The sequence below is a fragment of the Halocatena marina genome (assembly GCF_023276375.1).
GTDB classification, from domain to species: Archaea; Halobacteriota; Halobacteria; order Halobacteriales; family Haloarculaceae; genus Halocatena; species Halocatena marina.
Genome location: NZ_JALLPK010000001.1, coordinates 3,031,623 through 3,046,498, shown reverse-complemented (window position 1 = coordinate 3,046,498; position 14,876 = coordinate 3,031,623). Strand labels below are relative to the sequence as shown.

The window sequence follows — 14,876 nt, the reverse complement described above, 5'->3', positions numbered from 1 at the left end:
TTCGTTTATCCGTGTTAGAACTCACAGTGGAATCTGTGAGCGAAAGTCTTCGCTTTGTGCATCCAAATGATCAAGGCGCGAGCCGAGCAAGTCGCGTAGCAAAATGACGAGAGCATTGTTTTCACCAGCGCCCGTAATCGCCGTTTCATCGTGAAATCCTTCGCCGTCCTCCTCACCGAGTGTTGCGAGCATAACGGCATTTCTGTCGGCATAGACAAGACGCCCGACCTTCTCGTATTTTGGTGGGAGATTCAACCAATCCATCTGGGGTTCCCAAATCACAGCATCTGGGACGTGTTCTCGAACGAGATCACGCACCTCGGGAGTTTGTGATCCGAGATAGATGTCCACATCTCGATCGACTGCGTCATTCAGTCTCCGGATACATCCTTCTTCTAACAATCCATCCGTGGTAAACATTAAGAAGAGTTCGTCGTCTGCTTGTTCAAACAGTGACTGGCCCCGGGCAATAACGTTGTCTCGGCCTTCAATGCTCCAAATATTCTCGGATTGGTGGGCAGACGGTAAAATAGCGCGCGGTGTTTCGTTTAGACGGAAGTCCAGCCATTCGTCATCCAACTCTGAATATCCTTCGTATGTCGCCGTTTCAGTCTCGATATCGTACGTTATGAGCCCTGCCTTCTCCAGTTTCGGGAGGTGGATGTGATGAAGTGCGATGCACAGATCTGCAACGGCTTCGAGGTCTGGTGTGATCTCCTCGTCCATTTCGTGCTGGATGATCCGACCAGCGAGGTCGGCTCTCGCCATCGGCTCCTCCCTATTTTTGAGCACCGAGAGTGCGATTCGCCGCCGTTGGTTTGCAAGATTGGCTAAGATGCCATCCCACTCTGTCGCTTCTGTCTCAATGATCTGCCTGAATTTTGGATCGTCGAGAACCGGATGATCCGTTGTTGTGACGGTTTTGGCTTCTCTATCCCACTCGATGAGACCAGTGTCTTCGAGTGCTGGTAAATGGACGTGGAGAAGTTCAGCACGAATCGACTGCGCACTCTCTTTGGTGACATCGATGAGCGACTTCTCTTCTTCCAAGGCTGCGAGTTGTATGGCTAGCTCCTCTTCATCAATTGATGAGACTCGGTCTAAAAGTAGAGCAACGATACGTCGACGAAGCAGGTCTCTCACTGCCATAAATGGAGGGCTGGGAAAGACGGTTGACTCTCTACTCGATGCTCTGCTCATAGGTATCACTTACCACAGTAGATTTAAAAGCTCTTCTTTCAGTAGCAAGGAGTTATTGTGGTTAATTGGTGATATTGTTCGGCAATATGTAATCGGATCTGCACCAAGAGGTTACTACTTTTGTAATCTGCAGAAGCCATGCCCCACATTCATCATCGTGCTATCGCTTGTACTTCGAGACGGCCAATCGTGATCGACAGATGACTTCTGAAACGACTGCCGTATCTATGTGGAGAAAAACACAGCCTCAAAGACTCACAGTCTGTGGCTGTTCGGTGATCACGACAGGCTGTTTTCGTTCACGTCCTCGTTCGAGCCCGTACTTTGCTGCTAGTCCCGCCTTGTGTGCCGTTCGACCAGCACCAACACCAACACGAAACGGAATTCCGACACTCTCAGTGACGTGGTCGATCACGTCGTGGTAGGCCTGTTCGTCCATCGCTGGACAGATCGACACGACGTTATCACCGCCGACGAAAAACGAGAGAGCGTCGTGTGTGCGGTAGAGATGGCGAGCGAGTGACCCACACCAGCGATGGATCGCAGTGTAGGTCTCGAACGCGTCCAGACGGTCGGTGAACTGTTCTGTCGCGCTCTCTATGTCGAAATGAGCGACGTGAACGGTATTTTCATCACTTGTTCCATTTTTCATTCGGTCTTCAATCAGTGTCTTCCCTCGACACACTCCTGTTCTCGTCTCGTCTTGAGCGCTCCCAGCGGTCTGTAGCGCTGTGCTTGCTGCTTCGAGCGCCGTTCGTGGTGTCTCTCCGGTTCCGATCCCGAAGCTGACCGTCACGGGATATCTGTTTCGGAGTGATGCTTGCAGTCGTTCGTGTTCCTCTCTGTCGAGACCGTTCGTGATCCCGATGATGTTGTCTCCTCGCGTGTAAAACGCGTATCCCTCCCGATCTCCGACAAACGCTGCAATATTCGCGTACAATCGCGCTTGCAGCACTTGCAGATCCATCTCCGATCTCGGGGTGGGCTGAACCGTCCACGGACCGTAATCGTCCAGTTGAAACAGCGTTGTCTGAATCATTGCAGGCTCTGGTGCTGGCGTTCGACGTATTTGGCAAGGATGTCAACTTCGACGTTGAGGCGGTCACCGACAGCCATCTCGGACAGTGTCGTTCGCTCGTAGGTCGCCGGAACGACCGCAACAGCGAACGTTTCGTCCGTAAGTGACGCAACAGTGAGGCTGATGCCATCGAGTGCAACTGCTCCTTTCTCGACGAAATACGGGGCATACGCTGCTGGCATGGCGAATTCGAACCACCATCCCTCACCGCGCTGTTCGATTCCGACGACCTCAGTGACTGCGTCGACGGTTCCCTTCATCACGTGTCCGTGAAGTCGGTCGTCGAGCGCGAGCGGCCGTTCGAGATTGACTGTCGTGCCCGCTTCCCAGACGTTGGTTCGGGCAACAGTTTCCTCAGAGAGAAACGCCTCGAACCAGCCGTCACCGACACGCTCTGCAGTCAAGCAGACACCACTCACCGCGATGCTCTCTCCCGATGTGATATCGGCCGCATCGAGCGCCACCCGGAGTCGACGACCATCTCCAGTCCGCTCGTTCGCAGTAACCTCGCCGGTCGCTTCGACAACACCCGTGTACATCGTTGGCCGAGTGGACGCGGACTCCCAACAAAAGTGTTCTCAAATTAGTTTCGCATCTCAAATATGATATCGAGTCGCCTTCGACTCCGTGAACATCCATCGAAGCCGATACTCACAAGTTCGAACCGGTCGGCGATTCGGTATGGGAACGAGCTTGGAGCCTCGAGAGAGCCAAGTTGCGGAAGTTATCGATCGGTTGGAGGACGAATATCCTGACTCTACCATCTCGCTTGTCTATTCGAATCGTCTCGAACTCCTCATCGCGGTCATGCTCTCGGCACAGTGTACCGACGAGCGAGTGAACTCAGTCACCGCCGACCTGTTCGAGAAATACGAAACTGCAGAAGAGTACGCGAACGCCGATCAGGAAGAACTCGCAGCGGACATCTCTTCGATCACCTACTACAACAACAAGGCGAAGTACATTCGTAGTTCGACCCAAACCATCATCGAAGCGTACGACGGTACGGTGCCAGATACGATGACAGAGCTCACGTCGCTGTCTGGCGTCGGGCGCAAGACCGCGAACGTTGTTCTCCAGCACGGACATGATATCGTCGAGGGAATCGTCGTCGACACGCACGTCCAACGCCTCTCCCAGCGCCTCGGCCTCACGCAGGAATCTGCTCCAAAACGAATCGAACAGGAATTGATGCCAATCGTTCCGGAGACACACTGGCAGCAACTCACTCATCTCTTCATCGACCACGGTCGGGCGACGTGTACGGCACGCAACCCAGACTGTAAGGGGTGTGTTCTCGAAGATATTTGTCCATCATCGAAACTCGATAGCGAAGTGGATCTGGCAAGCGGCGAGCCGTGGGAACAGTAGTCGATTTTCGATACGAACGAATCGTCGAGTGCTCACCCAATCAGGTAGCGTGTGACGTACCGAATGACGCCGACGAAATAGGTAAGAATCCACAAAATCACGTAGCCGAACACACCAATACGGAGATGACGGCGCCAGTGGCGCATGTTCTCATCACCGATCTCATCGAGTAACAGCTGTTCGTCGTAGCTGTGATAGAGATCGTACTCGCGTTTCGCGCGGAAGATTGGAACGATTCCAGTGAATGCAAAGAAGAGCATCGCGTAGGCCTGCACACCGAGAATAGCGTGCACCACGGCCGCTCCCCGCAACTGATCGAACACTCGCGGTATCATCCACGTCACCATTGGGATCGTCGTCAGCGCGAGTCCGGTGAGAATGTATTTGAGGTGATGGGTGAGTACGTCCCACGTGACTTCCTCGGCGTCGATGACGATCCATGCGCCATAGAGGAGAAACGGGAAGCTCAACGTGACCGCCACGAGCGCGACCGTTGCGATCACCATCTCACCGAGTTCCATGCCGTCAGTACGAACAGATTGGGTTAAAGCGTGCCGGAAACACCACGACGGCTGGGAGACGGACGATAAATCACTTCACAAACCAAGCAACAGTAGACCTACTGGTTGTTCAGCGCGAGGTATTTCGCTCGGATGATTCGCTCGTCGGCTTCCAGTTGATCGATGATTTCTTTCGGGATCTCATTGTCGAGCGAGTAGACGGTGAGTGCTTCACCGCCGATGGTTTCACGGCCATTGTACATCCCTGCAATGTTAATCTCGTGATCGCCCAGCACGGTACCGATGAAGCCGATAACACCGGGTCGGTCGTAGTTGCGGGCAACGAGCATGTGTCCGTGCGGGATCGCATCTACACGATAACCGTCGATACGGACAATACGCGGGTCGCTCCCGGTGAACTGCGTTCCACAGACGCTGATAGTGTCCTCTCCATTTCTGACGGTCACTGTAACCAGACTCTGGAAGTCCTCTGCCTGTTGCGTTTTCGACTCGATAACATCGATGCCCCGCTCTTCGGCGACAGATGGAGCGTTGACCGCGTTGACCTGTGGTTCGAGCGGACGGAACATCCCTTTGAGTGCGCTTGCAGTGACGATATCGATCTCTTCTCCGGCGATGTCCCCCGCGTATTCGACGTGCGCTTCGTTGGCGCGTCCATCGAACAGTTGCATTGCGATCCGGCCTGCGGTCTCGCTTAGCTTGATGTACGGCTCGACCCGCGGGAACGCGCTCGCATCGATCGAAGGAGCATTGAGCGCGTTCATCACCGGCTCGTCGTTGGTGGCAGCCACGATCTGATCTGCGATACTCGTTGCGACGTTCTCCTGTGCGGCTTCCGTGCTTGCACCGAGGTGCGGTGTGACAACGACGTTTTCGACAGCAAGCAGCGGACTGTCTGTAGAGAGTGGCTCGTCAGCGAACACATCGAGCGCCGCACCGTTGAGGGTACCATCTGCAACGGCTTCTGCAAGTGCGCTTTCATCGATGATACCGCCGCGAGCACAGTTGATGAGATATCCTCCCTCAAGTTTCGCAAGCTCTGGCTCACTGATGAGTCCTTCAGTTTCGGGAGTAAGTGGGGTGTGAACCGTTGCAATGTCAGCTCGCTCGAGGACAGTATCGAGTTCTGCAAGCTCCGCGCCAAGAGCCGCAGCGCGGTCCGCGCCGATGTACGGGTCGTACGCGAGGAGGTCCATCCCAAGGGAGTTGAGACGCCGTGCGACCTCTTGACCGACGCGACCGAGCCCGACAATTCCGAGCGTCTTATTGTTGAGTTCAGTCCCAAGATACTCTCCTTTTGCCCACTCACCAGATTTCAGGCGGCTGTGTGCCTGCGGAATGGAGCGCGCAGTAGCGAACGCCATGGCAACCGTATGCTCTGCGGCGGCGCGGACGTTCCCTTCAGGAGCGTTAGCGACGATCACGCCGTGCTCGGTCGCGGCATCGATATCGATGTTGTCGACACCGATTCCCGCACGACCAACGATAACGAGCTCCGGTGCGGCCGCGAGGAGGTCAGCCGTCACTTCGGTTCCCGAACGGACGACGAGCCCAACGGCGTCTTGGATAGCGCTCCGAAGCGCCTCACCCTCGATATCGTATGCCGTTTCTACGATAAAGCCCGCTTCGTCGAGCCGCTCCAACCCCGCATCCGCGATTGGATCCGTAACAAGTACTTTCATGATTCGGTCTCCGTCGGTGCGGGGATAACGCTTTCTCCATTCGTAAGCGTGGCGAATATTGCCCTCAGACGGATAGATACCGGTTGCAGTCCAAGCGCTCTGAATAACGATACGGGTTGATAACGGACTGTTCTGAGACACTGCTATTCCGAACTCGGTTCCGGTTTGGTTTTTACTTAGTAGCGAGAGTTCGCGGTATGAGCATCGTCGCATTCGACTTCGATGGGACACTCTCCGATTCAGAGATGACCGTCTTGTTGGGCGAACAGCGGTCGGTCGCCGACGAGATGGCTGCGATCACTGAACGAGCGATGAACGACGAGATCGATTACGCCACCAGCCTGCGCGAGCGGGCGGCACTTCTCGAAGGGCTTTCAGTGGCGGATGCACAGCAGGCGTTCGATGCGGTGTATTTGCGGGAGGGAAGCGCGGACCTCATCACTGCACTCCGCGACGCTGGCGTCCACGTCGCAATTCTCACCGGCGGCTTCGAGCGTGGTGTCGAGCGCGCGCTCGAACGCGAAAATGTCACCGTCGATACGATTGTCGCTAATCGGTTGCCGGTCGAAAATGGTGAACTCACGGGAACCGTCGAGGGGCCTCTTATTGAGGGCACAAAAGACGACGCATTGGATGATCTCGTCCGCGAACTGGACATCACTGGCGATACAATCGCGGTCGGTGACGGGGCGAACGACCTGCCGATGCTCGAATTTGCATCCAGTGCGATCGGATACGAACCGAAGCCAGCGGTCGAACCTGCTTGTGATGTAACCGTCTCATCGATGGCGGAACTCCAAGAGCTACTCACTGCGCGCGACATACTGAGCGTCTGACGCACACTTATTTTTGGGGGTGTCGAATGGGCGCTATGCTTTCACGGATGATTTCTCTGCCGCGTCGTGCGATCACGAGAGCGCTGCAGTGGATCAACGATAACCCGCTGCCGACGGCCGGTGTCACAATGGCTGCAGTTTCCGCTGGCTATCTTCTCGTCGTACTCCAAAACACAGTCACATCGGATACAGCCAGCACGACTCTCGAACCAACGCTCATGCTCTCGGTTGCGAGTGAACGACCAGCGTATCTGCTCGCGATCGTCGTTGGCATCGGCACGCTCGTGCTGTGGCGTGAGTAGCGTTTTGTTCTAACTAGCTAAACAGGCTCGTGTGCACGGGTGCAAACGCCTGACCGTCGTCCGTTTCGGGTGCAGTATCCGTTACTGCCGTCCCGCGCACCCCATCTGCAAGGAAATCGGAGACCGGTGGTCCGACTTTCTCCGGTTCGACGAGGAAGGCATCGTGCCCGTGATCGGATTCAATGACGTGGTGGGCAACATCCGTGTTCGTCGCACGAAACGCTTCTGCAACGGTTTCTGATTCCTCGACGGTGAAATGCCAGTCGCCTGTGAACGACACACAGAGCGTCTCTCCGTCGAACGCCGCGAGGGAGTCTGCATCGGATTCGTGGCCAGCTGCGAGATCGTAGTTATCCATCGCCCGTGTCAGATACAGGTAACTGTTGGCGTCGAACCGTTCGACGAACCGTTCTGCCTGATAGTCGAGATAGGACTCTACGTCACGATACGGGAAAAACCCGGCAGCAGGATCGACTGGGAACGTATCACGGACCGCGTCCCGACCAGCTGCCCGACGACCGAACTTTCCGTTCATCGACTCCTTCGAGAGATACATCACGTGGCCAATCTGTCTCGCAATTGAGAGGCCGTTTGTTGGCTTCTTGTCTGTGCCGTAGTAGTCTCCGCCCTGCCAGTCTGGATCAGACGTGATCGACCGACGGGCGATGCTATTGAGAGCGAGACACTGTGGATCGAGCCGGGCAGCTGCCGCAATAGCGATGACACGCTCTGTGTGATCGGGGTGTCGTTTCGCCCAGTCCAGCGCATTCATCCCACCGACACTCCCACCGACGACAGCGTACAGGTGTGGAATTCCGAGTTCATCGAGCAGCAGCCGTTGGGCGCGCGTCCAATCGGCGACCGTGACTGCCGGGAAGTCAGTGCCGTACGGCTCACCATCTGGGCCTTTCGTGGCGGGTCCCGAGGAGCCATAACAGGAGCCGGGAACGTTCGCGCAGATAACGTAGTAGTCAGTGGTGTCGATCGCCTTTCCGGAGCCGACGATGTCGTCCCACCACGCGCGGGCTTGTCCACTGGTCTCGGTCGTCCGCCCACCGGCGACGTGGGCACTTCCAGTGAGTGCGTGACAGACGAGGACCGCGTTGTCACCAGTGAACTCACCGTACGTTTCGTAGGCGAGTTCGAGGTTCGGGATTGACTCACCACATTCGAACTGGAACTCGCCCAGCGCGACCGTCTCGGTCATATTGCTCCGTCGAGATCTGCGATGATGTCCTCTGCATCTTCGATACCAACCGATAAGCGGACCAGATCGGGTGTCACGCCGCTAGCGCGCTGTTCGTCCGGCGAAAGCTGTGCGTGCGTCGTGCTCGCTGGGTGGATAACAAGCGTCTTCGCGTCGCCGACGTTCGCCAAGAACTGCGCGAGATCAACAGACTCGCACAGACGCTTTCCGGCTTCGTAGCCTCCCTCCAACCCGAACGCGATCATTCCGCCGAAGCCGCCGTCGAGATACCGACGAGCATTGTCGTGCGTCTCGTGGGAAGCGAGTCCAGGATAGGTGACCCACGCGACTGACGGATGATCTTCGAGGAACGTCGCAACCGTACGTGCGTTCTCACAATGGCGTTCCATCCGGAGTGCAAGCGTCTCCAGACCTTGCATCGTGACCCACCCATCGAACGGCGACTGCTGGTCGCCGAGACTCCGCAGCGCCCGCTGGCGTGCTGCATGCGTGAACGCGCGCTCGCCGTAGCGCTCCGTGAAGTTGAGCCCGTGGAACGCGGGATTCTCACCGCCGATTTCTGGGTATTTCTCCGGATAGTCGCCCCACGGGAAGCGACCGCCATCGACGAGCACGCCACCGATGGTCGTCCCCGAGCCGTGAATCCATTTTGTCGTGGATTCCCAGACGAGGTCTGCTCCATGCTCGATTGGCCGACAGAGCGCAGGCGTTGCGAACGTATTGTCGACGAGCAGTGGAACACCGTGTTCGTGAGCGATCTCTGCGATACGACTGATATCGGGCGTCACAAGCGATGGGTTCCCGATCGTTTCGAGGTGAACGTACGCCGTGTTCTCATCGATCGCGTCGGCGTACTGCTCGTACTTCAGCGTGTCAACAAATCGTGCCTCGATACCGCGGCGTTTCGCAGTGTGGCTGAAATAGGCGTGCGTCCCACCGTAAATGGACGACGCAGAGACGATGTTGTCACCCACTTCTGCGAGCACAAACGTCGCGGCGTCGAGTGCAGCCATTCCTGAACCTGTCGTGAGCGCACCGACACCGCCTTCGAGATCCGCGAGCCGTTGTTCGAGCATTCGGTTCGTCGGATTGCTTATCCGCGAGTAAACGTCCCCCTCAGCCTCAAGCGCGTACAGATCAGCCGCGTGCGAAGCGTCGTCGAAGCTGTACGAGGACGTTTGATACAAAGGCGGTGCAGCCGCTCCGGTTTCCGGGTCCGACTCTTGCCCGGCGTGGACACAACGCGTCCCGAATCCGCGCGTGCGCCGCTCGTCAGTTCCCATGTTTGTGACTCATATATCTGGATGAAGTTATAACCAAGAGTTACGGCAATGTTTGCAGTTCGGGTGTGGTGTCTCAATACGGGTTTCGGGTACGAATGGCATGCAAAAACGGCGATTTCAGTCAGTCTGATTTGTTCTGTGAGAATAGCGTGCAACCGAACGTCAGAAAACTATATATCAGCAATAATCCGCGTGATATGTTTAATCGATCTTGGACGACAAAGCGCGTGAGACTCAGAAGTTTCGATCCGAGTACGCCATCACATAGGCGACAAAAAACGCGCTTCCAACGATGAATGGTCCGTTTTCGATGATCGATTGTGGCAAGATCGTTGGCAGTGGGGTGTATACGAATACCAACCCGACAGTAAGCATCGACATCACGCCGAGCCCAAGAGCATTGACATAATCTTTCCATGGAACAAAGGTGTCCGTGGTCATGGATAAGCCTCTATTCCATTTCTATATAAATTCCATCTCAATTCACATAGCTGAGAGATTAGTGAACTCTCTCTGTATGTCGTTATCTAGTACACTTTGGGCTCGCCCGTTGAACGTGTGGTTCAGCTCTCACACTTGGTTCCAACGGGGAGGACCGCTTTTCGAGGGGACGTCTCTCCATCGATTCCCACTTCGAGCGTCACGCACCGGGAGCTGGTGACGACAATTCCACCGTTGTACTGCCTCGGTGTATCGGACTCACACGCTTCGAATCGGACAGTCTGTTGAGCAGTGTCGAGAGGAGTGCCGTTGGTGTACCAGTTCGTCTGGTTGTAATCCAGCGCAACGTGCTCACGCTCTGCTTCCGGAACCGTGAGCGTTACGCCGGTTCCTGGATCGATGATGAGCCGGGCTTTCACGCTCTTGCCTCCTGATGCAACGTCGATCGTCGGGAGATAATCGAGTACGTTGGCGAACGTCAGGGGTCCGATGTCGATATGAGCGTCGTCATCGGGATTGAACTGTTCTGTAATCTGTGCCGAACACGGTCGAATGTAATCGAGCGCTCTACGCTCCGACATCGCGTCGGATGAATCTGTAATCGACGCAGTATTCATAGAATCATTACAGCCGGCGAGCACAGCAGTGCTCGCAAGAGCACCACCGCGAAGTACTTCGCGGCGAGTAAGGCCAATCATGTCCACTATGTGAGATTCTGGAACTATAAAGTTTCTCTGATGATATTTATTGAATCACAATTGGAGATCTAGATCTATTGTCGCTGTCAATGAAGAATATATCTCCCGGTTATCCACGAGTTACTATAACCCTCTATGCGCGAGTTGCTGTGTAGCGTCGTCCATTCGAGTCGAACGAGTTAAGCCCTCGGTGGAACGCCTGAGTGGTATGAGTATGAAGGCAACTGCTCGGGCGCATCCGATTCAGGGACTGATCAAATATCACGGAATGCGAGATCCGGAGCTGCGGCTCCCGTATCACGATTCCATCAGTGTTTGTACAGCTCCGAGCAATTCGACCACGACCGCCGAGTTCGACTCCTCGCTCGACGGTGACCGCATCGTTATCGATGGCGAAGACGTGTCGGGTCGCGCCGCAGAACGCGTCGAAAACGTCATCGATCACGTGCGTTCGCTCGCAGACCGTGAGGATCCCGTTCGTTTCGAGAGTGAGAGCTCATTCCCAACAAACATCGGCTTCGGTTCGTCGTCGTCCGGATTCGCTGCCGCCGCGATGGCACTCTGTGAAGCTGCCGGGTTGGATATGACTCGTCCCGAAATTTCGACCGTCGCCCGTCGCGGCTCATCGTCTGCGGCGCGGGCAGTCACGGGTGGATTCTCCCATCTCCGAACGGGACTGAACGACGAGGACTGTCGCTCAGAACGGATCGAAACCGAGCTTGATGACAAACTTCGGGTCATCGCATGCGAGGTTCCAGCGTACAAAGAAACTGAGGAAGCGCACAAAGAGGCCGCAGACAGCCACATGTTCGAGGCTCGGTTGGCGCACATCCACGGTCAGATCGCATCCATGCGCGATGCACTTCGACGCGGCGATTTCGATGCCGTGTTCGAACGCACCGAACACGATTCACTCTCGCTTGCCGCGACGACGATGACTGGTCCGGCGGGGTGGGTATACTGGCAGCCCTCCACGCTCTCCATCTTCGAGACAGTCCGAGATCTTCGGAACGACGGCATCCCTGTATTCTTCTCGACTGATACGGGTGCGAGCGTCTACGTCAACACGACAGAAGAACACGTCACGACGGTCGAAAATGCCGTCGGTAAACACGCACCGACACGTGTTTGGAGTGTCGGCGGACCGGCCCGGATTCTCGAAGAGAGCGAAGCACTCTTTTGAATCCAAACGACTGACCGACGCTGTTGCCCGCTCTGTGTGATCTCGTACTGTGATCGAGATAGCTGGCAAATTCAGCGTTAGAGTTAGAATTCGTTTTGTTGGTATAAGGACTGCAATTCAGCGATTAGTGTTCGTACTCGCACTCGTTGCAGGTGAGATCGAACTGTCCGCTTTCGAGTGCAACTCCATGGGAAGTCTCTTCTTCGCATTCTGGGCAGTAGACGATCGATTCGAGCGCGTCCCAATCGTGCATCGCCCCGGGTGCACCGAGTGCCAGTCCAGCGAGGAGTTCTTCGTTTCGGTTGTGGCCACACTGGTACTCACCCGGAGCAAAGCGGATCGCCTCCTGAGGGCCCACCTCAACCTCGTTACCGTCACGGCCCACCTCAAACGTTGCCGTCCCTTCCATGATGAAAAACACCTCCTCCTGATCGTGGTGGGTGTGGATGCCGCCGGAAAACGAATCACCGGTGTCGAGTTCGAAGTAGTTCATCGCGAAATCAGTTGTCCCGAGCACCATTGAGATCGGCTTTCGGACGTCGTGAACTTGCAATGGGTTCGGGACGTTCTGAACGTCGGATAATCCTACTTTTTTCATGACGTGTCGGAAACACAACTGGCTTCCGTAAAAACCCGCCGCCACCGGCAGGGCTTCGAGTATTGGCTCCGGCTAGAAGCTTCGAACGGTCCGGTACAGCCCGGCTGTGACGATCGAGATGAGGTAACTTCCGAAGAGGAAGGGTGCCCAGAACACCCAGAGTGCGAGGTTCGGAAAGAGATAGCTCCCGATCGAACTCCCGAGTGAGAGTGCGATGTATCCCGGGAGTGCAAGCGGTGTCATGAGATCGGTATCGAGTGCCCCGGCGACGATCGGGCCAACGAGTATCGCAAACACGGCGATAACGCTCCGTCCAGCGAAGATTCGTCGAAGATCTGTTAGTGTTAACGTCATTTGTTACGCTCCGTTTCGGTGGCTCGATTGATCCCGTGTAGCGAGAGCAGTTTTTCGGCGGCTCGCTTCGTCCATCGGGTACGTGTATCGAGATCGGTGAGAAATGTCGTTGTTTCGACGATGTACGCCGGCACCTGCAAATCACCACCGGCCTTGTGTGCGAGTAGCGGACTGGTGCCGTGCATGACGTTTCCTCGTTTGAAATCGTGATACGGCATGTACCACGGAACGACATCTGCGTTCAAGGACGCTATCGTGTCGACGGCGTTCGAGGGCGCGTCACCGACATCAGTAGGGTAGATCGCTTGCCCAACGAAACTCTCGTGAAATCTGTAGATCCCTTTCGAGCGGTGGAGGTCGAGGAGGAAGTCGGGCTCGGATCGCAAAACGACGTCGTTCCAGATGGCTTGTGCAAGCGTCGTCGTCGGTTCGTCGCCGGGTGGAAACTTCCGATTGAGATCGCCGCCGACACCGTGGCGCGTTTTTGCTTTGATGGCTGGTTGATTCGCCTGTGGGAGGACAACGACTCGACCAGCGTCGAACTGCCAGCGCGAGACTGCTGCTGCCGCGTGATAGCCGGATCGTTCATCACCATGCATGCCACCAATGACAACGCCGGTCGGTCCGGATTCAGGTGCGTCGATAACGTACACCTCCGTCTCGTACTTTGTTCCATCCAAGAGCGTGTATGCTGGCTCTGGATCAGTACTCGCGGCCCGACCGTTGCGAATGGCCTGCATCTCATTCTCGTTTTTGTTCCTATTCCTGATATGACCGTCCTTTCTCTCCCGACCACTTTCTCCGACGATTGGTATCGATAATCCAATACTCGCTGCTCCAACAATATACGTCCGACGTTTCATTGAAGAGACGTATGTGGTCTGTCGTTATCAGCTTCCCCTTCTTTCTCGGTGATACGTTTGCCTGTTCTCACTGGAGTATAGCATCGATTGCCCTGCTTAGATCTGCCTGAAGATCCTCGACGTGCTCGATTCCGACACTCACGCGAATCAGACCGTCGGTCAGTCCAGCCGCGATGCGTTCTTCTCTCGGGATGGACTGATGTGTCATCGCCGCCGGTTGTTCGATGAGACTCTCGACACCTCCAAGGCTTTCGGCGAGCGTGAAGACGTCAGTGTTCGAGACGACTGACCCTGCCTCTTCGAGCGTGGCATCGAGTTCGAAGCTGAACATTCCGCCGAAGTCATCCATCTGTGCCGCCGCGATCTGGTGGCTCGGATGGGAGTCGAGTCCCGGGTAGTAGACGCGTTCAACGGCGGAATGGTCGTCGAGCCACGCCGCAAGAATGTGTGCGTTCTCGCAGTGACGATCCATTCGCACGGGAAGCGTTTTCGTTCCCCGCAACACGAGAAAGCAGCCAAACGGGTCTGCTGTTGCACCGACACTGTTCTGATAAAATCCGATGCGTTCGTCTAATGCTGCGTCGTCGGTAATCAGCGCGCCGCCGACCACATCCGAATGGCCACCGAGATACTTCGTCAGCGAATGACAAACAATATCAGCGCCGTGATCGAGCGGTCGCTGGAGATACGGCGTTGCGAACGTATTATCGACCGCACACAGCGCATCGTACTCGTGGGCAATCTCTGCCATCGCTGCGATATCGATCACCCGCATCAGCGGGTTCGTCGGCGTTTCGACCCAGACGAGTTCCGTTTCGGGTCGCATGGCATCCGAAACGCTGTCGATGTCGGTCATATCGACGAAGTCGAACGAAAGATCGTACTGCTCGAACACTTGTGTGAACAAGCGGTGGGTCCCGCCGTACACGTCGTTGCTAGTGACGACGTGATCACCCGCCTCACACAAGTTGAGTACCGTGTTGATCGCGGCCATCCCGCTCGAAAACACACGTCCGTGTGCGCCACTCTCGAGACTCGCAAGATTCGCTTCGAGATCCGTTCGCGTCGGATTTCCGGTCCGGGAGTACTCGTATCCTCGGTGATCGCCCGGACCATCCTGTACGTACGTGGAGTTCGCGTAGATCGGTGTCATGACCGCACCCGTCTCGGAGTCTGGTTGCTGTCCCGCGTGGATCGCGCGCGTCTCGATTCGCTCCTCTGATTCGTTGTCCATGCCCGTATCACACGGTCGGTCCGTG

At 56.0% G+C, this 14,876-nt stretch carries 17 protein-coding genes; 4 read left to right on the top strand and 13 right to left on the bottom strand.

Going from position 1 to position 14,876, the window contains the following annotated elements:
* Positions 1–21: 21 nt before the first annotated feature.
* From MW898_RS14340 to MW898_RS14330, 3 genes are all read right to left on the bottom strand, one after another.
* Positions 22–1,200, bottom strand: a complete 1,179-nt coding sequence (locus MW898_RS14340) for a DUF7344 domain-containing protein (RefSeq protein ID WP_248908445.1) — start codon at positions 1,198–1,200, stop codon at positions 22–24.
* Between the two features lie 247 nt (positions 1,201–1,447).
* Positions 1,448–2,239, bottom strand: a complete 792-nt coding sequence (locus tag MW898_RS14335; protein WP_248908443.1) for a GTP cyclohydrolase IIa — start codon at positions 2,237–2,239, stop codon at positions 1,448–1,450.
* Positions 2,236–2,817: a riboflavin synthase gene (locus MW898_RS14330; RefSeq protein WP_248908441.1), complete on the bottom strand. Its 582-nt coding sequence runs from the start codon at positions 2,815–2,817 to the stop codon at positions 2,236–2,238. The genes MW898_RS14335 and MW898_RS14330 overlap by 4 nt, the downstream gene beginning before the upstream one ends.
* Positions 2,818–2,959: 142 nt before the next feature.
* On the opposite strand from MW898_RS14330, the gene nth reads away from it, so the two are divergent.
* Entirely contained in the window at positions 2,960–3,649 is a 690-nt protein-coding gene (gene nth / locus MW898_RS14325; protein ID WP_248908439.1) for an endonuclease III, read from the top strand.
* A gap of 32 nt (positions 3,650–3,681) precedes the next feature.
* Here the strand turns inward: nth and MW898_RS14320 are convergent, their stop codons facing one another.
* Together MW898_RS14320 and serA are read right to left on the bottom strand one after the other, a co-directional pair.
* Positions 3,682–4,170, bottom strand: coding sequence for a DUF7321 family protein (locus tag MW898_RS14320; protein WP_248908437.1), 489 nt, complete (start codon positions 4,168–4,170; stop codon positions 3,682–3,684).
* A gap of 98 nt (positions 4,171–4,268) precedes the next feature.
* Positions 4,269–5,852, bottom strand: coding sequence for a phosphoglycerate dehydrogenase (gene serA / locus MW898_RS14315; RefSeq protein WP_248908435.1), 1,584 nt, complete (start codon positions 5,850–5,852; stop codon positions 4,269–4,271).
* Between the two features lie 197 nt (positions 5,853–6,049).
* Here serA and serB point away from each other — a divergent pair, with 197 nt between their 5' ends.
* Positions 6,050–6,688: a phosphoserine phosphatase SerB gene (gene serB / locus MW898_RS14310; protein ID WP_248908429.1), complete on the top strand. Its 639-nt coding sequence runs from the start codon at positions 6,050–6,052 to the stop codon at positions 6,686–6,688.
* Between the two features lie 35 nt (positions 6,689–6,723).
* Positions 6,724–6,990 (top strand): hypothetical protein, encoded by a 267-nt coding sequence (locus tag MW898_RS14305; protein WP_248908427.1) that lies wholly within the window; start codon positions 6,724–6,726, stop codon positions 6,988–6,990.
* 13 nt (positions 6,991–7,003) lie between these two features.
* Here MW898_RS14305 and metX read toward each other — a convergent pair whose 3' ends face one another.
* From metX to MW898_RS14285, 4 genes are all read right to left on the bottom strand, one after another.
* Positions 7,004–8,197 (bottom strand): homoserine O-acetyltransferase MetX, encoded by a 1,194-nt coding sequence (gene metX / locus MW898_RS14300; RefSeq protein ID WP_248908425.1) that lies wholly within the window; start codon positions 8,195–8,197, stop codon positions 7,004–7,006.
* Positions 8,194–9,480: an O-acetylhomoserine aminocarboxypropyltransferase/cysteine synthase family protein gene (locus MW898_RS14295; protein WP_248908423.1), complete on the bottom strand. Its 1,287-nt coding sequence runs from the start codon at positions 9,478–9,480 to the stop codon at positions 8,194–8,196. Before MW898_RS14295 ends, metX begins: the two co-directional genes overlap by 4 nt.
* A gap of 234 nt (positions 9,481–9,714) precedes the next feature.
* On the bottom strand, positions 9,715–9,921 hold the full coding sequence (locus tag MW898_RS14290; RefSeq protein WP_248908421.1) for a hypothetical protein: 207 nt from the start codon (positions 9,919–9,921) through the stop codon (positions 9,715–9,717).
* A 122-nt stretch (positions 9,922–10,043) separates the two neighbouring features.
* Positions 10,044–10,619 carry a hypothetical protein gene (locus MW898_RS14285; RefSeq protein ID WP_248908419.1) on the bottom strand — a complete coding sequence of 192 codons (576 nt, stop codon included), beginning with the start codon at positions 10,617–10,619 and terminating at the stop codon, positions 10,044–10,046.
* A gap of 214 nt (positions 10,620–10,833) precedes the next feature.
* Here MW898_RS14285 and mvaD point away from each other — a divergent pair, with 214 nt between their 5' ends.
* Positions 10,834–11,802: a phosphomevalonate decarboxylase MvaD gene (mvaD, locus tag MW898_RS14280; RefSeq protein WP_248909775.1), complete on the top strand. Its 969-nt coding sequence runs from the start codon at positions 10,834–10,836 to the stop codon at positions 11,800–11,802.
* 124 nt (positions 11,803–11,926) lie between these two features.
* On the opposite strand, the gene MW898_RS14275 is transcribed toward mvaD, so the two are convergent.
* The 4 genes from MW898_RS14275 to MW898_RS14260 form a co-directional block, all read right to left on the bottom strand.
* A complete protein-coding gene (locus MW898_RS14275) occupies positions 11,927–12,400 on the bottom strand; it encodes a cupin domain-containing protein (protein ID WP_248908418.1) in 474 nt (157 codons plus the stop codon).
* A 72-nt stretch (positions 12,401–12,472) separates the two neighbouring features.
* A complete protein-coding gene (locus MW898_RS14270; RefSeq protein WP_248908416.1) occupies positions 12,473–12,754 on the bottom strand; it encodes a hypothetical protein in 282 nt (93 codons plus the stop codon).
* A complete protein-coding gene (locus MW898_RS14265; RefSeq protein WP_248908414.1) occupies positions 12,751–13,617 on the bottom strand; it encodes a succinylglutamate desuccinylase/aspartoacylase family protein in 867 nt (288 codons plus the stop codon). Before MW898_RS14265 ends, MW898_RS14270 begins: the two co-directional genes overlap by 4 nt.
* A 67-nt stretch (positions 13,618–13,684) precedes the next feature.
* Positions 13,685–14,851, bottom strand: coding sequence for a cystathionine gamma-synthase (locus MW898_RS14260; protein ID WP_248908412.1), 1,167 nt, complete (start codon positions 14,849–14,851; stop codon positions 13,685–13,687).
* Between the last annotated feature and the right edge of the window lie 25 nt (positions 14,852–14,876).